The following is a 20,552-nucleotide window of genomic DNA, read 5'->3' as shown; positions in this document are numbered from 1 at the left end:
AATAATGCAAGTATATTTTACAGATGTCTAGGAAAAAAGAAACACTTACACTGTCAGTTCCGCCGGGAACCAAGGAGCAGCTAGAGGAGCTAGCTCGCCGCTTGAACATTTTCTGGGGCAAAAGTCCCAGTCCTTCGGGGTTGATCGTCGCGATCGCCCAACAAACGCCGGAAGTCCGCAAACTCTTTACCCTGAAACCGACTCAGGTGGAAGCGCTACTGCAAGCCACTAAAATCCTGACAGATTCAGGTCACGCCGGACAAGCTCAAACCCTTTTAAGTCTGCTTTTAGACCAAGGAGAGCTTGAAGCGCCGATGCGCCAATCGCTTTGGCAATTAGCTAATCAGCCTAGCGTCGCATGGCGAACTCACGTCGATCGACACATCAATAACCAGCAACCTTTCCGCCTGCTGTACCTGAACGCTCAAGACGAGGAACTGGAGTTTACAGTGCGCTACGCGGAGATTTCCTTTGAAGAAAAGCGCTTTTACTTGGAAATCTGGTGCGAAGAGACTAACGATCTCAAAAATCCCGACTATCCCGAACTTGTTCACAATCGGTGTTTGCGGTTCGATCGCATCAAGGCTATTGAGCCAATGGACGGACAGTGGCGCGAGGAAGGGTTAGATTTTTTAAAAGTGTACTTACACTTTTATCGTGGCATGGTAAAAGCTTACGAACGCAGGCAAAAAGATATCAGTGAGGAAGATCAAGTCATCGGAGATGTCCGCCAAGTCGTGCGGCGCGTCTCTAATCCCTTTTGGCTGATTCGGGAGGTATTCCGTTACGGCGAAGATTGCGTCATTGTGTCTCCAGACAGCGTGCGCGATCGATTCCAACAAAAACTGATCGCCCTCTGCCGCCAGTACAACCTGGAAATCCGCGATTAAATCAAAAAAAAAGCAGCCGGTAAAGGCTGCTTTGACAAATAAACCGTTGTTGAGTTAGAGGAGAAAACTTTTAAATCGAATTCAAATTACTGCTGTTTCCACTCCTGCCTGAGTTTCCACTATTTTCATCTACCGCTGACTCACCTTGCCTTCAGAACAAAACTTCAAATCCCGATTAGAATGCTGCTGAAAGTTCGTTGACCACTTTCACTCGGCCTCTGAGCACCGCCCGCAACAAGCGGTTGACACAGCCTCTGTCTTCGTCATTCAGAGAGTCGTCGAAGGTGGCGGCCATCAAACCGTAGCGATCCGCCAGAGTCAAAACGCCTGTATCGGTTACAGAAGCGAGGATTTCAGAGATAGCGCCGGGGAGGAGTTGTACGGGGTGCATGGCAGTGCGGTTGAATTCGATATATCTATCATCTTCTGGTTTCCTCTAAATATCGGTGATATTAATAAGGTCGCGAATGTGATTCTCTAGGGTGACAGCAAGTGATCCGAGTAGAGTAAAGTTGTGACTTGGGTCACAGGGTCACAGGTTGCTGCAGGCAATTCCATCCCGCGCCGATTTTTGGGTAGGACGTGGGGCTGACGGCATTTCGCTAAAATGATCGTTAATCCCCCAACCAGTTTAATTTTTACCCCAGTACCGAAAATGCTTGATTTTCTAAATCCCATTTTGGGCCGCAAGCCCGATCGCATCAAAGCCAATGTCGAAATCTATACTTGGCAAACCTGTCCCTACTGCATCCGCGCCAAAACTTTGCTGTGGTGGAAAGGCGTAAATTTCACGGAATACAAAATTGATGGCGACGAAGCCGCTAGAAAAGCAATGGCCGAGCGCGCTAACGGACGCCGCAGCGTGCCCCAAATTTTCATTAATAACCAACACGTAGGCGGCTGCGATGACATTCACAAACTCGATGCAGATGGAGAGTTAGATCCGCTGCTAGCTCAACCAGCAGTTTAAATTAGTGTAGGTTGGGTTTCGTTCCACCTGCTCAACCTACCAATTTACAAATCTTTGGCAAATTTACTTAGATTATCTTGCCGCCATTTAGCATCAGCGCGCCTGTCTGTTTGCAATTCTAAGACGCGAATCCCGCTATTTGGCAAAAAACTTAATTTTTGTTTGAACTGTTCCCAATCGTCTATTATCTCGTGTTCCACGCCGTAAGTTGCACACAACTGAGCAAAGTTGATATACTGCGGCGTGGCAAAAAACTCTTCAAAGGGCGGGTCAAATTTGGCAACGGGCAACATTTCAAAAATTCCGCCACCGTTGTTATTAATTAATATGATTGTCAAATGACCGACAAATTTATTTTTAATTAAAAAACCGTTTGTATCGTGCAAAAGTGTTAAATCGCCTGTTAGCATGATGCTGCTTTGATTGCGGTGAGCTACTCCCAAAGCTGTTGATAATGTGCCGTCTATACCGTTAGCGCCGCGATTGACAAAAGGTTTTATTTCTAAGTGGTTTGGCTTCCAGAAAAACTCTACATCTCGGACGGGCATACTGTTGGCAATAAATATCGGTGTGGCGGGCGGCAAAATTTGGGAAAGCAGCCAGGAAACTTTGGGTTCGATTATGTTGTTAATTGCTGATATTTTTTGGTCTATTGTTTGTCTGACTTGGGTTTCGGTGTTGCGCCAAAGTTGGAGGTATTCGTTTGATGGAGAGGTTTGAACCCCCCCTAACCCCCCCTTGTTAAGGGGGGGGACAAGAGTTAATATAGTTGCGAGATTAGTTGCGAGATGTTCGACGGAGGTTCGCAGGTGAATTGTTTGGCCGTGTAGGGGATCGAAATTGTGGTGGCTGGGGTCGATTATGTAGCGTTTTGGTTGGGTTTTGTCTAGCCAGTTTCGCAGTTCTTTGCTTGTGGGTAAGTCTCCGATTTGAATGGCGATTTCTGGGGTTAATTTATCTGCTAGTTCGCGGTTTCGCAGGATTAAATCGTAGGTGCAAATTAGATGGGGGTTTTTTAGTTGGGCGTAGTTTCTGACTGGGGATAGTCCTTCTGCTAAAACTGGCCAGTTTAAGGATTTAGAAATTTGGGCGATCGCACTACAGTATTTTTCGGCAAATTGAGGCTGTGCAACGCCTGCAATAATAATCCCTTTGCTGCACTTTTGCCACTGTTGCATGGTACTTTCTTCTCCCCCCCTTAACAACGGGGGGCTGGGGGGGGTAGAGCTTTCTCCTCCGAAAATGGGTTCTAATCCTGCAAAGAAATCTTCGGGATTAAATTCTGTTTCTAAAGCTTCTACGGCTATGTCTGGAACGGGTACAAGCGGGTCGCGAAAGGGGATGTTGAGGTGAACGGGGCCCTTCGTTGGAAATTGCGATCGCTCCCAAGCATACACGATCGTCTGCCGCAGATAGTCTAGCATTCCTCTGGACGCAGAAGGGATCGCTAATTCGGCTTGCCAGTTGGGATAATTGCCGTATATTTTCACTTGGTCGATCGCTTGTCCGGCGTGACAGTCCCGCAGTTCCGGAGGTCGATCGGCGGTGAATATTAGCAGTGGAATTCGACTTTCTCTGGCTTCTATTATAGCAGGATAAAAGTTGGCAGCGGCGGTTCCCGATGTGCAAATTAGTGCGGTTGGTAAACCGGATTTTTTGGCAATTCCTAATGCAAAAAAACTGGCTGAACGTTCGTCGAGTATGGGAATAGTTTCTAGTTTTTTGTTTTGAGCAAAGGCTATTGTTAGCGGTGCCGATCGCGAACCGGGACAAATCACGGCTGTAGTTAATCCCAACCGCTGCAAAGTTTCTGCTAATACGGAAGCCCAAACGGTGTTTGTATTGCGAAAATCTATTGGCATTGCTAAACCTGAGTAGCTCAACTCTGTATTGTGCTAGGATATTATACTCAAATAATTGTCAGGATACATTTTTATGATTCTTGAGGCGGTTGTGCTTAATGTCAAATCTGGCTGTGAGAGGGATTTTGAGATAGCTTTTAGAGAAGCCTCCAGTCTGATAGCGTCTATAGATGGATATTTATCTCACGAACTTCATCGCTGCACAGAAGTTCAAGGAAAATATCTATTATTGGTTAGATGGGAAAATTTAGAAGCTCATACCATTAGATTTAGGAATTCCGCTGAATATCAAGAGTGGAAAAGAATGCTTCACCATTTTTACGATCCTTTTCCCATAGTAGAATATTTTGAGGAGGTTAGAATTAAAGATTAAAATTAAACATTAACATCACTGACGCACTCCCACCAGAGAAACCGGGTTTTTTACCAACATACTTCGTTATAGCCCAGATATTCAGTAAAAAACCCGGTTTCTAGCCACCAATTAAAATTCAGTGAATTAAACCAAAGCATTTAAAAGTGGTTGTAATTTGAGCTGAATTTCGGCTAATTCCTTTTCCGGTTCGGAACCGGCCACAATACCATTACCAGCATAGAGTATAGCCCGATCGCCATCGATTAATGCCGATCGAATGCCGACCGCAAATTCCCCATTTCCCCTGCGATCGATCCAGCCAATGGGTGCTGCGTACAAAGAGCGATCGTAGCTTTCACAGCGGCGAATTTGCTCTAGGGCAATATCTCTCGGCACGCCTGCTACCGCTGGGGTTGGATGCAGTTGAGCTAAAATCTTTAATAAATGAACATCAGCCGGAATTTGAGCAGTTATGGGTGTCCACAAATGCTGAATGTTTGATAGTTGTAGCAGTCTGGGAAGTGGGCAAAGTTTGGGAGTTATACCCAGTTTAGACAGGCGATCGACTATAAAATCAATCACCACTTGATGTTCTCTAATATCTTTTTCACTGTTCAATAAGCCTTTTGCTAAATTCGCATCTTCTGCTTCCGTTTTGCCCCTCGGTGCTGAACCAGCTAAAGCATCGGTTGATAATTGATTATTGTGAATACTAATTAAGCGTTCTGGACTAGCTCCAATAAAACTTTGACCTTTACCGTTACTGGTTGAAAATACATAGCAACCTGGATAACTGAGACGCAAGTTGTTCAATGAATCAATTACACTAAAACTGGTTTGAGAAAGCACATTTATTGCTTGGGATAAAACAATCTTACTAAAATATTTAGACTCGATTAATTCTAACGCAGACTTGACAGATGTTTTAAATAGACTGGCATCATTTACAGGTATTTGTTTTAAAGATATCGAATCGATCCGATCGGTTAATTTAGGGTATTTGCGAGATGCAATTTTATCAAAAGTTTGCCAAAAATTTTCAGATAGGTTTTTAACGTTTATATCTTTTTCTACAAGGGCATTCGCGACGAGAATGCAGCTATCTTGTTGTCGAGAAATTTGCCATTTTGGTAAAAATATGGTACCGGGCGGAAAGTAAGAATTGTCGTAGATGTTTTCATCAAAGAAAGCAAAGCTACAAAAAAAGTAAGGCCCGCTAAATGGCAAGCGTTCCGTACCAATGTTAATTGTACTGGCAAGAGTTGAACGAATAAAGTTTTGAGCAGCAGCAAATCGCTCGCTTCCTGCTACGGTGAGATGAATTGCCGAATCAAGGGCGGCAATCGCAAAACTTTTGTCTGCAATGGGGTCTCTTTTTTCAAAGTAAAAGTGCCGCTGACAAGGTTCGGAAATTTCTTGCAGTACAGCTAGTGGATCGAGGGGGTAAATTTCCTGAGAAATACTAACTATTTTGGTTTGATATTTGTCAGTTAAAGACTGCTGGCAATCTAACAGCAACTGATGCAGTTGATTGCGGTCTTGCAAGAGATTAGCGCGGTGCGGTATTACTGTCATGAAAGTGAGAATAGCAGATTTGTCAGATAGAGTGTGGGTTTATCCGGCTAAAACCCCTATTTCGATCTAAGCACGGGAGGGCGATCGCAAAACATGACCTTTCGAGTTTCCCGGAAAGTTTGGGCTCGCTTGGGGGCGAAAACAGACTATCGCGTGATCGATCGAAACATTTATACATAAAACTTTAAGATTGAGCGACTAAATCTGGACTCTCATGCGATCGCCCCTACAAAGGTTTGCAGACGGGCTACTTCAAGCCTTTGAGCACCTTCACAGCCTCTCAACGGATGCCCCGCACGCACTCAACCTTATACAGAGTAAAGATTATTTACCAATAACATTGTAAAATCACTAAGCTGCTATCAATTGCATCAAGTTTGTGTAATGACAACAAAGTTAATTGAACATCCCAATAGTAAATTGTGGCTGGCGGCAATCAAGCCGCCCATGTACAGCGTTGCGGTGATTCCTATTTCAGTAGGAACAGCAATTGCTTTTGCCGAAACTCAAACGATTAATTCGTCAATTTTTTCGACCTTTTTAATGTCAGCCATTTTGATTATAGCATGGCTGAATCTCAGCAATGATGTATTTGACTCTGAAACAGGCATCGATAAAAACAAAGCGCATTCCCTAGTTAACTTAACCGGAAATAAAGCTTTAATTTTCGGGCTGGCAAACCTGTTTTTAGCAGTCGGAGTGTCGGGAATTTGCGCCATAAGCTGGTGGCAAAAAGACCCAACAGTAATTTTGCTGGTAGTTTTGTGCTGTGCTCTCGGGTACACTTATCAAGGGCCTCCGTTTCGTCTTGGCTATCAAGGTTTGGGAGAAATTATTTGCTTTTTCACCTTCGGGCCGCTAGCCTTCGCCGCTGCTTATTACAGTCAAACTCAAACTTGGTCGGCCACTAATTTTGCAGCGTCGGCAATCGTGGGAATTACTACCAGTATCATCTTATTTTGTTCCCATTTTCACCAAGTTGAGGACGATTTGGCGGCGGGTAAAAAATCCCCAATTGTTCGACTCGGTACGAATAAAGGTGCCCAGTTGTTGCAGTGGTTGTGCGGCAGCATTTATGTTTTGACTGTGGTATTTGTGGCTTTGGGAATGTTCCCAATTTGGACGTTGTTGATTTTTGGGAGTTTGCCATTTGCGATCGACCTTTGCCGCCATGTCACAGACTATCACAACCAACCAGTAAAGGTCAGCAACTCTAAGTTTATCGCAGTCACCCTGCATTTTTCGAGCGGATTGCTGCTGGCGTTGGGGTTTGCTTTGTAGATCGGGCGATCGAGAATTACGGTAAATTGGAGGTATGGTTTGCTAAGTTGAGGGAGTTGGTGGAGTTGGCAGAGTTGGGCGACTTCTCAAAATCTTCTTTAATTCAGCAATCCGTACCTCACATTGAATCGTATAATTGTATATGGACAAATTGAATAATTATAACTTTCACTATTCCTTAACTGGCAACAAAAATCAGCCGACACTTTTATTTTTGCATGGATTCACGGGCAGCAGTCAAGACTTTAGCAGGGTCATTCCCTTACTTTCTAACAGTTATTGCTGCTTAGCAGTTGACCTTCCCGGTCATGGAAAAACTAGAGTCAACGGCGACGAAAGTTGCTACAATATATCAAATACAGCCCAAGCATTGATCGAGTTATTAAATGATTTACAAATAGACAAATGTTTGTTGTTGGGCTATTCAATGGGCGGGCGATTGGCACTTTACATGACATTACATTTCCCAGAAAGATTCGAGAAAGTAGTATTAGAGTCAGCTTCGCCAGGATTGAAGACAGAAAAAGAGCGATCGCACCGCCTGGAAGCCGATTTACAGCTAGCACAAAAGCTGGAAAATAGCAACATTAAAGATTTTTTATTCAACTGGTACGATCGCCCTTTATTCAAATCTTTAAAAAATTCTCCTAATTTCGAGACACTCATAGAAACCCGCTTAGCAAACAATCCCTTAGAATTAGCCAAATCACTCCGCAATATGGGAACCGGCAACCAGCCCTCTCTTTGGGAAAAACTCGCACAAAATCACATCCCCATCCTCTTGCTAGCGGGAGAATATGATGATAAATTTACAACTATAAATACCGAAATTGCCCAATTGTGTCCAACCGCCCGTCTGGAAATTGTACCAAAAGCTGGTCACAATATCCATTTTGAAAATATTGATAATTTTGTCGCTGTTGTGAGACAATTTTATGATTAACTAAAAAAGCAATGCTTTATCAATTCGAGTTTCGCACTTATCAGCGAAAATTTAAGCGACCCTTGCAAACAAGTCACGGCATCTGGGATATTCGCGAAGGGATTATCCTGCGACTTTTGGGCGAGAATGGTCAAATTGGTTGGGGAGAAATTTCCCCTTTGAGTTGGTTTTGTTCCGAAAGTTTTGAGCAAGCTTTAGATTTTTGTCACCAGTTGCCAGGTAATATTTCATCAGAGATGATTTTTGCTATTTCCGGTGAATTGCCGGCTTGTCAATTTGGCTTTGAGTCGGCACTAAACGAGAAAAATTCACCCCCCCCAGCCCCCCCTTGCCAAGGGGGGGAGAAAAGCGAAAATTTAACTTACCTTTCCCAAAATGGGGAGAAAATGCAAAATCGGTTCAGCGGTTTATTGCCAGCAGGTGAAACAGCTTTGCAGGCTTTGCAAGTGCTTTGGTTAGAGGGATATCGCACGTTTAAATGGAAAATTGGTGTTGCTGCAATTGAACAAGAATTAAATATTTTTCAGCAGCTAATCCAAGCAATGCACAATTTGTGCGATCGCGAAAAAGCATTTTTGCGCTTAGATGCCAACGGGGGACTCAGTTACTCGCAGGCTAAAACATGGCTGGAAGCTTGCGACGAGGTAAAAGCAACTCCCGATTTTTCTGCAGAAATTGAATTTTTGGAACAGCCGTTGCCCGTAACACAGTTTCAAGAAATGGTAGAATTGAATGCTATTTATGCAACTCCGATCGCCCTTGATGAATCTGCCGCCAACCTCGATCGCATTCAAGAGTGCTACAGCCAAGGCTGGCGGGGAATTTTCGTCATTAAACCTGCGATTGCTGGTTCCCCATCCCAACTGCGAAAATTTTGTCAAACTCACAATATAGACGCCGTTTTCTCATCAGTATTTGAAACCGAAATCGGCAGACAAGCAGCCTTAAATTTAGCAACAGAATTGTCTTTAAATAAGAGAGCATTAGGCTTCGGCACTGATTGCTGGTTCGATGACAATCATTCGATTTTAGATTTTAGATTTTAGATTACTCCCACGACTAAATCAAGCGGGTTAGGTAATTGTTTTGAATCGAGAAACTTGGTGAAAGCATCTATGGCAAAAAATCTAACAGTAAATATCCGGGATATCGCGTCTGGCTTGCCCGATAACTGGCTTATCGGTTGTGACAGTCGCGAATTTGCCCGAATTGTCGATCGGGTATTTCTTGAAATCACCCAAAATCCCGCACAAAAAACACCCCCAAAAATTTGCCTCGCCGAACCAGAACCAGTGCAATTTCTTGCCAGCTTCACCGCCGCCCGCGCCGCCAAATGTCCCATTTTTCTCTGCAATCCCAACTGGGTAAAACCAGAATGGGAACAAGTCTTTGATTTAGTCCAACCAGACATATTTTTAGGACAATACCTGCTTCCCAAAAATCCCCATATCCCAGTCCGCGAAGGCGGACTTCGTTTGTATAGCCGCGACTTCCATTCGCCCGGTAAAAGCGGTTTTGATACGATTATGATTCCCACCGGCGGTTCTTCAGGAAAAATCCGTTTTGCCATCCACACTTGGGAAACACTAACCGCATCAGTACAAGGTTTTCAACAATATTTTCAAGTTGACCAAATCAACTCATTTTGCGTTTTGCCCTTATATCATGTCAGCGGTTTAATGCAATTCATGCGCTCGTTTACTACCGGAGGAAAACTCGCTATTCAGCCCTTTAAAGAATTAGAAAGTGCTAAAAAAAGCGACATCGAACCAGAAGAATTTTTTATTTCTTTAGTTCCAACTCAACTGCAACGGCTGCTGCAAAATCCAGATACAGCTAATTGGTTGGGACGGTTTCGCGCCGTACTTTTGGGTGGTGCTCCCGCTTGGCAGGAACTTTTAGAAACAGCTAGAAACTATCAAATCAAATTAGCGCCCAGTTATGGCATGACCGAAACTGCCTCGCAAATTGCTACACTAAAACCCCAAGATTTTCTCGCTGGCAATAACAGTTCCGGTAAAATTTTACCGCACGCTAAAATAACTATTCGCAGTGCCAATGGCGATATTTTGTGCGATAATCAAATCGGAAATATTGTGGTAAATGCTAAATCTTTGGCGTTGGGTTATTATCCTAAAAATTTTGGCGATCGCCAATACTTCCAATTAGACGATTTGGGATTTTTTGATAAAAATAACTACTTAAATATCGTCGGACGCAGCAGCGACAAAATTATCACAGGCGGAGAAAATGTATTTCCGGCGGAAGTTGAAGCCGTTGTGCGATCGACTAATTTAGTTGCGGATATTGCTGTAATTGGCTTGCCAGACAAAGATTGGGGTCAAGTCGTTACGGCTATCTACGTTCCCGCTAATTCCGAAGTTACTGTCAAAAATCTGCAAGGGGCAATAGAAGATAAGTTGAGCAAGTTTAAGCGGCCGAAATATTGGGTTATCGTCGAACAATTGCCGCGCAATTCTCAAGGCAAAGTCAATCGAGAAAAATTGCAAGAAATTGCGCTCAAATATCAATAATTATTAGGCGCCATCAATGCAGAAGGCAGAATTTCTCATGCTTATTTCCGACTCCTGACAACAGTCAACAGTCAACAATCAACAGTCAACAGACTAATTATGACAAACCTAATAGCCTTCTCGTCCTCTCTGCTTCTTGTCTTTGAAAATCCATAAACTTCAACATTCGGTAAACTACCTCTATTTGGGGCAACTTAATACCTGCTTGCTGCGCCACCCGTATTGGATTACCAAAAATCGCCTCAACTTCCAGGGGCCGCGATTCATCATAATCGATTTTCATGCTCGTGCGGTAAGGCTTCATTTTCTGAGTGTATTCAAGCATTTGTGGGATAAAGTCATCGGGAATAATGCGATCGCAACTTTTCGCTCCCGCTACCACTTCCCCCATCATTTCCTTGACTAAAATCAGAGTATCGGGATTAGCCATCAGTTCGTCAGTTCTGGCATCCAACACTACAGACAGCCCGTTATAAGGAATATTCCAAACCAGCTTTTTCCATCTTGATAATAGCAAATCTTCGCTCATTTTAATAGGAATATGAGCACGTTTAAAGTCCGCAGCAATTTTGTGCAATCTATCAGTAATACCGATTGCTTTGTAGTCTTGGGCATATTCTCCCAGCGTGATAGTGCCGTAATCTAGGTGGCAGATATGACCGGGCCCAACTTTATAAGAACAGAGAAAACACAGCCCGCCAACTACTCGTTCTGCACCGACAATTTTAGCTACTTCCGGTTCGACATTCAATCCGTTTTGCAATACTAAAACCGCGCCGTTATCCTTTAATAAAGGAGGCAAAATTTTCGGCAACAAGTGATTTTGAGTAGTTTTCAGCGCTACAATTACTACGTCGCACTGAGGCATTTTGTGCGCGTCGTGGTAGCCGCGGACGTGGGGTAGGGTGAAGTCACCTTCGGGAGACTCCACAATCAAACCGTGTTTTCTGACCTGATCGTAATCGCTGCGTAGCAAAAAATTGACTTCTAAACCTGCTTGTTGCAGTCTAGCACCGTAGAATCCGCCTAAAGCTCCTGTGCCCACAATGGCATAATTGCGATTTGACATAATATCAAAAAGTCTTAAATAATATCAACAAAACAGAAATTTGACTGTCATATCCTGCTATTATTTAAAGATAGAACTAATCTGAAATCTCAATCTCAAATTTCCTCATCCACTGCATCAAGTCTTCAGATAGATGTTCTCTAGTTCGGCTAACTGTATTGATGCAGACGTGCTTAGTAAGAGCTTTCGCCGCGCTTCTTCCTGCAACTTCCCCAGAAAATACTTGATAGGTAATTTCAAATTCATCGCCAGCAACTTGTTTGGGCGTCAATTGAATCGTCAGCCGATCGCCCGCAAACATTGGGCGATAAAAATCTACACTAGCATGAATTATGGGAAAAGCAACCTCGGGATTGCTGAAAAATGCTTTGAGATTGATTCCCGATGCTGCTAGAGATGCCTCGTAAGCTTCGTGGCACATCGCCAAAACGTTAGCAAAGTAAACGACTCCAGCAGCATCGGTATCTTGAAAGCGAACAGTGCGGGTGTAAGTGAAAGGCATTTGAGGTAGTAACGGCGATCGCAAATTCGATCGCAATTTTACCAACCATCATATCGGTAAAACCGCACTTTTGGAGAAGTTGTCAGCTAAGTAAGTAGGCGCTAATTTTTTATATTGTAAAATTCGCCCTCCTCACTCCTCCCCCTTCTTTCTTAACCTTTGTTCTTAATCAACATCACGTCTATAATCTTGAGGGCAATATCTTCGGAAAGCCCCAATGCACTGTAAAGATCGTTCAAAAGTTGTTCTTCTTCTTCTGAAACCTCGCCATCTGCTAAAGCGATATCAGTTGTCACAGCAAAAACAGTTTCTTTAAGTTCGTCGGGAAGCGTTGCCAAAGCAGCATTAAACAGTACCTCAACTCCTTGCCGTTGCAGAATCATCAGCAGGCGATCGAGCATTTTTCTCATCACGTCATCGGGATAGCTGCGGAACAGTTGCATCCGAGATAGTGTCATGCTAATCGCTTTACTTTCGCTGTCATTGATGTAACCGTCGGCTGCTACGGCAATTAGCGCGATCGCAGCAAATGCTTCGGCCGGTCCTAACGTTACGTCCGTTTCTTGGCGAGTCTGCGATACTTTATCAAATAAACCCATGATACTTTCCTCATTATTTAGTGGTCGATTTATGGAGTCAGGATTGGTTCTGGCTCTGGAGGTTTCTTGGGAGATTTTGATAATTATATCAAATTTTGTTAGTTATTTATTATCAATAAAATTATGAAAAACTTAAGAATTTTTCTTTCGCCCTTTGGCACTGCAATGGCGGGTTTATTCAGCTCCTGAATTGCCTTCCCATATTTCAGGTAAAACCCGCCATCCCAGCGCAGACGAGCTACTTGTGAACAATGGCTAAATCTGCTTTCAGGAAATCAACAAACTGCCGCGCAGTCCTGCCCGATCGCCCATTGCGACGAGTTGCCCATTCTTTAGCGCGGTGTTCCAAATCCTCAGCAGCGAGTTTGATTCCAGCAAGTTCTGCCAGATGTCGGACAATTGTTAAATAAGTGTTTTGATCTGCCGGTTCAAAAGTTAAAGTCAAGCCAAACCGATCGCTAAATGAAAGTTTTTCCTGCACAGTATCCCAAGCGTGAACTTCGTCTCCATCGCGAGGGCGAGGCCTGTCGTCAAAAAACTCTCGAATTAAATGCCTGCGGTTAGATGTTGCGTAAACAACCACATTTTGAGAGCGAGCAGTGACATTTCCTTCCAAAACAACTTTCAGAGCTTTAAAAGCATCGTCATCTTCCTCAAAAGAAAGGTCGTCTACAAAAATAATAAACTTTTGAGGAACTCCCCGCAACTGCTCAACAATTAGCGGCAAATCTTGCAAATCCGATTTAGATACTTCAATCAAGCGCAGATTGCGAGATCCAAATTCATTTAACAGGGACTTCACCAAAGAAGACTTGCCCGAACCGCGGCTGCCGTACAGCAAGACGTGCAAAGCCGGATAACCTGCCAGCAAAAACTCCGTATTTTTGACAAGAGCATCTCGCTGCCAATCGCAGCAAACCAACTCTTTTAAAGTTATGCCATCGGGATGCGAAATATTTGCCAACTCCCCTCCCCGCCACCTAAAAGCGCGATATTCGGCAAACAAACCAGTGCCAAACTGTCGGTAATAAGCTGCCAAAGATTCCGCAGCGCTAGACCATTTTTCCAGTTTTTCGTGCAGCGGCAAATCGCCATTTTTTTTGACACTTTCTGAATGCCAAATCGGAGGCACTGCGTCAAGTTGACCCGCTACTCGCACCCACTTGCTCAACTGTTCGCTGCTGCATTCGTAAATATTTTGCAGCACTTCTAAATCATGTCGGGCGGCCTCCACCAAAGCGGGGGGCAAACTTGCAAAATCTGTTTGCTGTGCTCGGCGTGAGAAGGGGTTTTCGTCTTTGAGAATTTCGGAAATCAGAAAATCTTTCCAGCTTAAATTTTTAGCAGCCTGAACTTTGAACCAGTTCCCGTAAGCTACCTGACATTCCAAACCGCTGACTTCGCTGTGGTGAAGGGCTTGCAGCAAATCGAGAAAAGCTTGACCTGCGGGGCTTTTAAGAACTGATTGATACAGCAGCAGGGATGCTGCTTGGCGCTGGAGGTAACGGATTTGGGCGATCGCAGCAGAAGTTAGGGCTGACATAATGGCAATTGTATAACAGTTACATATCCTGACTGGCTTTAATAAATTTTCTAACAATTCGTGACACTAATTGCAGGCTGCGCTGTATAAACTTAGATGCAAAGAGTGAAATCGGGAGGATTAAAAATGAATTTAGGTACAGCAGCGGCGATCGGCTACGGCATTTTAACACTGGTTGGCGGCATCATGGGTTATATCAAGGCCAAAAGCCAAGCCTCGCTCATTTCGGGCTTGATTAGCGGTTCGCTGCTAATTTTTGCCGGCACCGCCCAGCTTATGGGACAAAGTTGGGGTTTAACATTAGCAGCAGCCATCTCCGCCGTTTTAGTAATAGTCTTTATTGTGCGCCTGGTTAAAACTCAAAAATTCATGCCGGCAGGAATGCTAATTTTAGCTAGCTTAGCGTCTTTGGGCGCGATCGTTTACGAACTCAGCGGTCAATATCAATAATCAGTTGACTGTTGACTGTTGACTATTAACTGTTTTTAGTGGTCAGTGGTTATTTGTTAATTGTTAGTTGTTCGTTCTAATAACCAATAACCAATAACCAGTGACCAATAACTAATGGCTAATGACTAATGACTGCATCAATATACTGCTGAACTTCCCTGAGTTGCTGCCGCTGGCATTCGATCCAATCTTTTTCCGCCACTCGCTGTTCCGGCGTCTCTTTCTGATACCGTGCCTGCTTCTCTAAAAAATTATTGTAGAATTTAATCGCTTTTTCAACTGTTTGAATTGCCAGTTTCAGGCGCTCATCAAAAACTGCTATAATTACATTATCCAGGATTAACCCAATCACTTTACAGGACTCTTCAAAATCGACCAAACTGATTCCCATCTTGCTTTTATGAACCAGAGTTTCTACAGGTTCTTTCAGCATTTCTTTAAAACTTTTCATATAAGAATCAGGCAAATATTTCAGTGGCTCCGTAAACTTCGATACAATCTCCCCGCCTATTGATTGTAGTCGCTCTCTAAATTTAGACTGACTGTTTAGGTCGAAGCATTCAATACAAAGTTCAATTTTTTCTATATCAATAGATTGTAATTCATTAAAAATTAAACTCAGTTCATTCTCCATAATTAAAATCACTCGCTCGGCTTGGGCATCAACTTCATTCCGCAACTCTTTGTGCAAATTATCTTTTTCAAAAAAACCAATAGTATCTCTTTGAAAGACTTGAGGGTTTTTATCCCACAAAAACCACTGATTTTTTAACTTGGTCGCCTTGTCGCTCCAAGATTTGCGAACTTTAGCAACAGCATCATATTTGCCCTGTTTTCCTAAACTGCGAATTCTCACATCGCATCCGCTTAGTTCGCCAATTTGCTCCCAGACATCAACAGGAGATGATCCAGCAATTCTCGGCTTGCTATTCCACACATCCTCAGCCTGAGATACATCTTTGAAACATACTTGAAGTAACCCCTTGAGTCTGATGGCAGATTGCTTAATTTCGTCAATACAAGGTTCCACATCTAAACTGAGTTGGGTAGCTGACTGTTTAATCTCCACGGATTGATATTCGTCTGCCAACAATCTATCGCTAAACTGGGTAATAGCCTGGAATGCCTTGAGATACTCATTCATTTCCTTTCATGCCTCGTTTCCCTAAACAGCATACAATACAGAACATCTGCCTTTTTGAATGGAAACTGAGTCACCACATGGATTATATATTCACTCCTGCAACTCAGGCGCGACTCAATAGTGGCAACCTTGTACAGCCTGCTGCCAAAACAGGAAAATTGCTCCCTGCTGCTAGAGATCCGGTGACAGGGGAGTTTGTGGAGCTCGCAAAAATTTTTTATCAATCAAGAAGTGAAACTCTATCCGATCGCGGAGTGATAGGATTGCTCGCACAGTTAGCCGGAGGTGGCCCCATACAGCCGCTGGTAGCTCCCGTGTACGTGACACTGGCGCCGTTGCAGGTGGCTCAAACTCATCAGGGGTTTCAAAAAACATACAGAATGCTTAACTGTCTGAAAATTAATTTGGCAGTTATGCAAGCGACTGCTGCTGTCATTGGTATTGGCGCTGTATCGAGCACAGTTTTATCAGCAGTCAACCTCAACCAAGTATTAAAAATCCGAGAAGAGGCAAAGCACCAGAAGCTAAAAATTAAAGATGGATTTATTGATCTCAGACACATCCTCAAAGATAGAGGAGTAGAGGTTATCCAGCAGATTTTTAAGGTGGCTCACGACTCTAGTTTTGAAATGCACCGCCAGAAACTGGTTAACGGTTACGAGATTTTTTCTAAAGCTATCAAACGCTGTCAGTCAGCCCTGACAGTTCCAGATCTTAAACTTCGGAATTCCGAAATTAATAGCGGCCGGGATATGCTGTTTGAGGCTTTAAAAATTTATGATAATCCTAGTTTGTTGGAGGGGCTGTCTTCTGCTGGACAGCTCAGGCAAATGGAATGTGTTTGGGCGATCGAGCAGGCGATCGGGGTCACGTTTCACTTGCAGCGGGCCTACGATATGGTGAGCGATCGCCTGCGGGAACTCCAATCAAAAATTTGTCAAAATCTTCTCACTGTTGTTAAAGGATGTCAATCCGAACCAGAACTAGATTTTTTATTTCCTGAAGTTACTAGGATTCTCGGTCATGATTTAAGTGTAATAGAATTTTGGCAAAATGAGGTTGATTGGATGGAAACTTTGTCTCCAAAAGAGCAGCACCAGTTAGCTAGTTTAGATAAACTCACCGGCGAGAGTTTAAAAAGCAGCGTGTACACTACATTCGCGGTATTAGCTGCGGAACCTTCACTTTATGAAAGTTTAAAGCAAAAGTCTCACTTTCTATCCTTGCGCGACCAGCTAATCTTCGCTGTGTCGCCGGAAATCCGCCGGAGATACGAAGTTTATGTCAGCCAGCAGGCGATCGCTACTGGCTATCAAGCTTTAGCTGCATCGAAGTGGCAAGAAATATCGGATTTAACTGTGGCTAACCTCTACTACTTTTTTCAAATCCGAGAGAACTCAACTGAAAATTATCCAACTAAGGAGGAATTAGAAACGCCTTATTGGCACTTTCCCCCAACCTTAAAAAACGAGCTCAATTATAGCAATTAAATGACCAATGGCTAATGATATCAGTTCCTCAAAAGGATGCAACTGTAGGGAAGTCCCCCAGCATCATGCAGTAAGTCATTCCATCTAAAATCTAAAATCGTATTACCTCAGCCACAACTTAATAGTATTGTCTTTAGAACCGCTAGCAATAGTTTTGCCGTCGGGACTAAAAGTTACCACATAAACTTCATCGGAATGTCCTGTCAAAGTATTCAGCAATTCTCCGGTAGCAAAATCCCAAATTTTAATAGTTTTATCCTTGCTCCCGCTCGCAATAAACTTCCCGTCCGGACTGATAGCAACCGAGACAATATCGTCAGAATGTCCCTGGATAGAGCGAATTAAATCTCCGGTTTCGATATTCCAGATTTTAATACTTTCATCGTAGGAACCGCTAACTATTGTCTTGCCGTCTGGGCTAACAGCAACCGACCTCACCGGGTCGCCGTGTCCCTCAATAGTTTTGAGCAACGCCCCTGTTGCGACATCCACAACTGTAATTTTTTTATCCTTAGAAGCGCTAACCAAACTTTTTCCATCTGGAGTGAAAGCAACAGAATAAACAAAATCTGTATGGTCGGGAAAACTCTGAATCAAACGGCCAGTTGCTGCATCCGAAATCTTTGTGGTGTTGTCTCCGCTACCGCTAGCGACAAGCTGTCCGTCGGGGCTGAGAGCGACAGACCACACAGAAGCAGTGTGGTCGAGACTGCGAATCACTTGCCCTGTTTTCAAATCCCACAGCATGACTCGCCAAAAACCGGTTCCAGTCGCCAATTTCGTACCGTTTGAGTCAAAAGCAACCGACCAAATAGTGGAGGAATCTCCTGGAAAAGTGCGGATCGACTTGCCTGTAGCTAAATCCCAAATTTGGATGGTTTTGTCTTTAGAACCGCTGGCTAACATTAAGCCGTCTGGACTGAAAGCAACAGACCCAACCGCATCTGAATGCTGAGCGAAATTTTTGACTTTGGCATTCTTCCACCGCAGACCTGCTTGGCACTGTTCTTGTAACTCCTGAGCGGACGCATAGCTGCTGGAAGTGTTGGCAATTGTTGGTATTTGGCTGATGCAGTCTTCATAATTGCTGGCTTTATAAAGAGCGGCAATTTGATTGAGTTCTTGGGATTCTTTCTGGGCTCGCTGCTGCCATTCTTGCCACTTGAGATATCCGTAAATTCCGCCGATCGCAGCTAAGATAGCCGCAATTGTTGCCCCGGCAAGATAAGGATTGAATTTGCGAGTTTCTTTGGGGACAAGTGCTGGTGGGCTGGCGAGCAAGAAATCGGTTTTTCCGTTCAGATTTACCTGCGAGGATACCGCCGGACTTGCCTGTAATTCGAGGTGAGTGGCGCTACTCGGTGGTGGCAGACTGGGGTTACGGTGTCCCTCCAAAACTGTGGATATCGCCTTGTACAATTTAGCAAATAAAGATTTAGGAATGACTAATTCTTCGATTTTTGCGGCATCTTCGTCGGTAAGCCCTAAAACTTGCTGCAAGCGTTTTAATTCGTCGCGAGTTTCCAGAGAAAAGGGATATTCTTGCTGCATTGCTTCTTGCAGTGATTGTTCGTAGCGTTCGCCTTTTTCTCTGTATTTGCGGTAAGGGTTCAATACCTCATCTTCGATCGCCTCTGCTTCTTCTGGCAGCAATTCCAAACTGACGCGCAGTTCATCTAATATCCTCCGACCGACGACTGTAATATCACCCCGGCTGCTGCTGCGCCGATCGACTTCTTCCCGATATATTGTTAGCTTGGGAATCCGCGCCCGCGAGCGATCGCCAATTTTCCTCAAATCGGCTAAAGCTTCCGCCGCCGACTGGTATCTCTCCCGAAAATCGTAGCGCACCATATTGTCCAAAACATCGGCCAGCGCTTGGGAACACGTGGCTAAATGCCGCCAAACAATTTCGCCTTTATTAGAATTTTTCAAATCCCGCAGTTTCGGCAAATCGTAAGCCGGCAAACCCGTCATTGCTTGGATGCCAATCATTCCCAAAGCGTAAATATCGCTGTTGAGTTGGGGGTTGTATTGAAATTGTTCGATCGGCATATATTCCAGAGTGCCAATCCGCACCGTTACCGGCGCTTGTCTTTGAGCGATGTGAATTTCTTTCACCGAGCCAAAGTCAATCAAAACTAACTTGTTGTCGGAATAGCGGCGGATTAAATTTGCCGGTTTAATATCTCGGTGAATTACTCCCTGGCCGTGTACAAACACTAAAATTTCTAACAGTTCCTTTAGCAAAGGAATCATTTTTTCTTCAGTTAAAGGCTTGCCCGGTACAATCTCGGTTGATAGCGAGTGACCGGCAACAAAGGATTCAACTAAGAAAAATTCTTCATTTTCTTCAAAATAAGCGAATAGCTGAGGGATTTGGTCGTGTTGACCGAGCTTTTCTAGAACTTCTGCTTCTTTTTGAAAAAGACGGCGCGTAGTATTAATTAATTTCGGTTCGGTAGTACCGGGACGCAGGTGCTTGACAAAGCACTGCGGTTCTCCGGGACGGCGAATATCTTTGGCAAGATAGGTTTGTCCAAATTCTCCTGTTTCTATGACTTCAATGATTTGATAGCGTCCATCTAAAAGTTGGCTCACCATGATAATAACGCAGCCTTTTTTTGGTTGATTTTCGCAAGAAACAGTTGCAATTTTGAGTCAGTTGTATAGCCTTTTTCAGGTAAATTAGGTGTTCCTGGGCATTGGCAAAACAGGGCATTGGGCATTGGCAAAACAGGGCATTGGGTATTCGGAATAGTTTTTTCTTTCTTTCTTCTTTCTTTCCTTATTCCGACTTCCATCGGACTTCTTCCCTCTGACTTCTTTCCTTCTGACTTCTGACTTCTGACTTCTAAGTGAGATATTGCACGATTCTCAAATACTTGTTTAGGAACAGGCAAGATGACTGTTCCACAAGAAAAATCATTCTTTGTGGAACGGGCATCTTGCCCGTTCTTGACAATGGTGCAACATCTCATTTCTGACATACTTTATTTTTTCAACATCTGCAAAGCTTGATATCCCAAAAAGAAAAAACCCAAAGCGCCGAGTACCGCTATCGTGTTCGCAAACACATCGACTGTAAAAAATTCGCCCATTGCAATATCCTCTGAAAACTGATATCTATCCTCGGCTTTTCGGTCGCTGTCTGGGTGAGGGGTCTTGCCCCTCGCTGCGGGCGAGCCGAAAGATGCTCACAAATTATAGCAAAAGAGGCGGTCAAAATAACTTTTAGGGCGATCGACTAGCTTTTTGTTTTAATATTTTTTAATATTTAGGGAGACAAATCGTGTACCGAAAATTTGAGGTCTGTTCGCTTTGATATTGTTAACCCTGCTAATT

19 protein-coding genes are annotated in these 20,552 nt (G+C 43.8%); 9 read left to right on the top strand and 10 right to left on the bottom strand.

Annotated elements, in window-relative coordinates; translation table 11 throughout:
• The first annotated feature begins 23 nt into the window (after positions 1–23).
• Positions 24–890 carry a WYL domain-containing protein gene (locus QUA42_RS20125; protein ID WP_333139490.1) on the top strand — a complete coding sequence of 289 codons (867 nt, stop codon included), beginning with the start codon at positions 24–26 and terminating at the stop codon, positions 888–890.
• Between the two features lie 175 nt (positions 891–1,065).
• On the opposite strand, the gene QUA42_RS20120 is transcribed toward QUA42_RS20125, so the two are convergent.
• Entirely contained in the window at positions 1,066–1,281 is a 216-nt protein-coding gene (locus QUA42_RS20120; protein WP_190731630.1) for a hypothetical protein, read from the bottom strand.
• A gap of 264 nt (positions 1,282–1,545) precedes the next feature.
• Between QUA42_RS20120 and grxC the strand changes: the two genes are divergently transcribed.
• Positions 1,546–1,860 carry a glutaredoxin 3 gene (grxC, locus tag QUA42_RS20115; RefSeq protein WP_333139488.1) on the top strand — a complete coding sequence of 105 codons (315 nt, stop codon included), beginning with the start codon at positions 1,546–1,548 and terminating at the stop codon, positions 1,858–1,860.
• A 44-nt stretch (positions 1,861–1,904) separates the two neighbouring features.
• Here the strand turns inward: grxC and menD are convergent, their stop codons facing one another.
• Positions 1,905–3,722, bottom strand: coding sequence for a 2-succinyl-5-enolpyruvyl-6-hydroxy-3-cyclohexene-1-carboxylic-acid synthase (gene menD, locus QUA42_RS20110; RefSeq protein WP_333139486.1), 1,818 nt, complete (start codon positions 3,720–3,722; stop codon positions 1,905–1,907).
• Between the two features lie 73 nt (positions 3,723–3,795).
• On the opposite strand from menD, the gene QUA42_RS20105 reads away from it, so the two are divergent.
• Complete coding sequence (locus QUA42_RS20105) at positions 3,796–4,095, top strand: antibiotic biosynthesis monooxygenase (protein ID WP_333139484.1); 300 nt, start codon at positions 3,796–3,798, stop codon at positions 4,093–4,095.
• Positions 4,096–4,221: 126 nt separating this feature from the next.
• Here the strand turns inward: QUA42_RS20105 and QUA42_RS20100 are convergent, their stop codons facing one another.
• Positions 4,222–5,652, bottom strand: a complete 1,431-nt coding sequence (locus QUA42_RS20100; protein WP_333139482.1) for an isochorismate synthase — start codon at positions 5,650–5,652, stop codon at positions 4,222–4,224.
• A 384-nt stretch (positions 5,653–6,036) separates the two neighbouring features.
• Here QUA42_RS20100 and menA point away from each other — a divergent pair, with 384 nt between their 5' ends.
• The 4 genes from menA (at position 6,037) to QUA42_RS20080 (ending at position 10,410) form a co-directional block, all read left to right on the top strand.
• Positions 6,037–6,933, top strand: coding sequence for a 2-carboxy-1,4-naphthoquinone phytyltransferase (gene menA / locus QUA42_RS20095; protein ID WP_333139480.1), 897 nt, complete (start codon positions 6,037–6,039; stop codon positions 6,931–6,933).
• A 142-nt stretch (positions 6,934–7,075) separates the two neighbouring features.
• Positions 7,076–7,876 (top strand): 2-succinyl-6-hydroxy-2,4-cyclohexadiene-1-carboxylate synthase, encoded by an 801-nt coding sequence (gene menH, locus QUA42_RS20090; RefSeq protein WP_333139478.1) that lies wholly within the window; start codon positions 7,076–7,078, stop codon positions 7,874–7,876.
• 11 nt (positions 7,877–7,887) lie between these two features.
• Entirely contained in the window at positions 7,888–8,922 is a 1,035-nt protein-coding gene (locus tag QUA42_RS20085; protein ID WP_333139476.1) for an o-succinylbenzoate synthase, read from the top strand.
• A 69-nt stretch (positions 8,923–8,991) separates the two neighbouring features.
• The gene (locus tag QUA42_RS20080; RefSeq protein ID WP_333139474.1) at positions 8,992–10,410 is read left to right on the top strand and encodes a 2-succinylbenzoate--CoA ligase; all 1,419 of its coding nucleotides are present in this window, start codon (positions 8,992–8,994) and stop codon (positions 10,408–10,410) included.
• 97 nt (positions 10,411–10,507) lie between these two features.
• Here the strand turns inward: QUA42_RS20080 and QUA42_RS20075 are convergent, their stop codons facing one another.
• The 4 genes from QUA42_RS20075 to QUA42_RS20060 form a co-directional block, all read right to left on the bottom strand.
• On the bottom strand, positions 10,508–11,479 hold the full coding sequence (locus QUA42_RS20075) for a putative 2-dehydropantoate 2-reductase (RefSeq protein WP_333139472.1): 972 nt from the start codon (positions 11,477–11,479) through the stop codon (positions 10,508–10,510).
• A gap of 76 nt (positions 11,480–11,555) precedes the next feature.
• Positions 11,556–11,981, bottom strand: a complete 426-nt coding sequence (locus tag QUA42_RS20070) for a thioesterase family protein (protein ID WP_333139507.1) — start codon at positions 11,979–11,981, stop codon at positions 11,556–11,558.
• 152 nt (positions 11,982–12,133) lie between these two features.
• Positions 12,134–12,580, bottom strand: coding sequence for a tellurite resistance TerB family protein (locus QUA42_RS20065; protein ID WP_190739853.1), 447 nt, complete (start codon positions 12,578–12,580; stop codon positions 12,134–12,136).
• 238 nt (positions 12,581–12,818) lie between these two features.
• Positions 12,819–14,123: an ATP-binding protein gene (locus tag QUA42_RS20060; RefSeq protein ID WP_333139470.1), complete on the bottom strand. Its 1,305-nt coding sequence runs from the start codon at positions 14,121–14,123 to the stop codon at positions 12,819–12,821.
• Positions 14,124–14,249: 126 nt separating this feature from the next.
• Between QUA42_RS20060 and QUA42_RS20055 the strand changes: the two genes are divergently transcribed.
• Positions 14,250–14,573, top strand: coding sequence for a TMEM14 family protein (locus QUA42_RS20055; protein WP_333068784.1), 324 nt, complete (start codon positions 14,250–14,252; stop codon positions 14,571–14,573).
• A 118-nt stretch (positions 14,574–14,691) separates the two neighbouring features.
• On the opposite strand, the gene QUA42_RS20050 is transcribed toward QUA42_RS20055, so the two are convergent.
• The gene (locus QUA42_RS20050; RefSeq protein WP_333139468.1) at positions 14,692–15,717 is read right to left on the bottom strand and encodes a hypothetical protein; all 1,026 of its coding nucleotides are present in this window, start codon (positions 15,715–15,717) and stop codon (positions 14,692–14,694) included.
• A 77-nt stretch (positions 15,718–15,794) separates the two neighbouring features.
• Here QUA42_RS20050 and QUA42_RS20045 point away from each other — a divergent pair, with 77 nt between their 5' ends.
• Positions 15,795–17,207 carry a hypothetical protein gene (locus tag QUA42_RS20045; protein WP_333139465.1) on the top strand — a complete coding sequence of 471 codons (1,413 nt, stop codon included), beginning with the start codon at positions 15,795–15,797 and terminating at the stop codon, positions 17,205–17,207.
• 102 nt (positions 17,208–17,309) lie between these two features.
• On the opposite strand, the gene QUA42_RS20040 is transcribed toward QUA42_RS20045, so the two are convergent.
• Both QUA42_RS20040 and QUA42_RS20035 read right to left on the bottom strand, forming a co-directional pair.
• Positions 17,310–19,811 carry a protein kinase domain-containing protein gene (locus tag QUA42_RS20040; RefSeq protein WP_333139463.1) on the bottom strand — a complete coding sequence of 834 codons (2,502 nt, stop codon included), beginning with the start codon at positions 19,809–19,811 and terminating at the stop codon, positions 17,310–17,312.
• Positions 19,805–20,197, bottom strand: a complete 393-nt coding sequence (locus tag QUA42_RS20035; RefSeq protein WP_333139461.1) for a hypothetical protein — start codon at positions 20,195–20,197, stop codon at positions 19,805–19,807. Before QUA42_RS20035 ends, QUA42_RS20040 begins: the two co-directional genes overlap by 7 nt.
• Between the last annotated feature and the right edge of the window lie 355 nt (positions 20,198–20,552).

The sequence above is a fragment of the Microcoleus sp. Pol11C2 genome (genome assembly GCF_036701505.1).
Classification (GTDB): domain Bacteria; phylum Cyanobacteriota; class Cyanobacteriia; order Cyanobacteriales; family Microcoleaceae; genus Microcoleus.
This window is presented reverse-complemented; position numbering and strand designations above follow the sequence as displayed.

Excerpts from the sequence above, each read along its gene's own strand:
- QUA42_RS20125 (WP_333139490.1), top strand. The coding sequence starts at position 24 with ATGTCTAGGAAAAAAGAAACACTTACACTGTCAGTTCCGCCGGGAACC.
- QUA42_RS20120 (WP_190731630.1), bottom strand. The coding sequence starts at position 1,281 with ATGCACCCCGTACAACTCCTCCCCGGCGCTATCTCTGAAATCCTCGCT.
- grxC (WP_333139488.1), top strand. The coding sequence starts at position 1,546 with ATGCTTGATTTTCTAAATCCCATTTTGGGCCGCAAGCCCGATCGCATC.
- menD (WP_333139486.1), bottom strand. The coding sequence starts at position 3,722 with ATGCCAATAGATTTTCGCAATACAAACACCGTTTGGGCTTCCGTATTA.
- QUA42_RS20105 (WP_333139484.1), top strand. The coding sequence starts at position 3,796 with ATGATTCTTGAGGCGGTTGTGCTTAATGTCAAATCTGGCTGTGAGAGG.
- QUA42_RS20100 (WP_333139482.1), bottom strand. The coding sequence starts at position 5,652 with ATGACAGTAATACCGCACCGCGCTAATCTCTTGCAAGACCGCAATCAA.
- menA (WP_333139480.1), top strand. The coding sequence starts at position 6,037 with ATGACAACAAAGTTAATTGAACATCCCAATAGTAAATTGTGGCTGGCG.
- menH (WP_333139478.1), top strand. The coding sequence starts at position 7,076 with ATGGACAAATTGAATAATTATAACTTTCACTATTCCTTAACTGGCAAC.
- QUA42_RS20085 (WP_333139476.1), top strand. The coding sequence starts at position 7,888 with ATGCTTTATCAATTCGAGTTTCGCACTTATCAGCGAAAATTTAAGCGA.
- QUA42_RS20080 (WP_333139474.1), top strand. The coding sequence starts at position 8,992 with ATGGCAAAAAATCTAACAGTAAATATCCGGGATATCGCGTCTGGCTTG.
- QUA42_RS20075 (WP_333139472.1), bottom strand. The coding sequence starts at position 11,479 with ATGTCAAATCGCAATTATGCCATTGTGGGCACAGGAGCTTTAGGCGGA.
- QUA42_RS20070 (WP_333139507.1), bottom strand. The coding sequence starts at position 11,981 with ATGCCTTTCACTTACACCCGCACTGTTCGCTTTCAAGATACCGATGCT.
- QUA42_RS20065 (WP_190739853.1), bottom strand. The coding sequence starts at position 12,580 with ATGGGTTTATTTGATAAAGTATCGCAGACTCGCCAAGAAACGGACGTA.
- QUA42_RS20060 (WP_333139470.1), bottom strand. The coding sequence starts at position 14,123 with ATGTCAGCCCTAACTTCTGCTGCGATCGCCCAAATCCGTTACCTCCAG.
- QUA42_RS20055 (WP_333068784.1), top strand. The coding sequence starts at position 14,250 with ATGAATTTAGGTACAGCAGCGGCGATCGGCTACGGCATTTTAACACTG.
- QUA42_RS20050 (WP_333139468.1), bottom strand. The coding sequence starts at position 15,717 with ATGAATGAGTATCTCAAGGCATTCCAGGCTATTACCCAGTTTAGCGAT.
- QUA42_RS20045 (WP_333139465.1), top strand. The coding sequence starts at position 15,795 with ATGGATTATATATTCACTCCTGCAACTCAGGCGCGACTCAATAGTGGC.
- QUA42_RS20040 (WP_333139463.1), bottom strand. The coding sequence starts at position 19,811 with ATGGTGAGCCAACTTTTAGATGGACGCTATCAAATCATTGAAGTCATA.
- QUA42_RS20035 (WP_333139461.1), bottom strand. The coding sequence starts at position 20,197 with ATGTCAGAAATGAGATGTTGCACCATTGTCAAGAACGGGCAAGATGCC.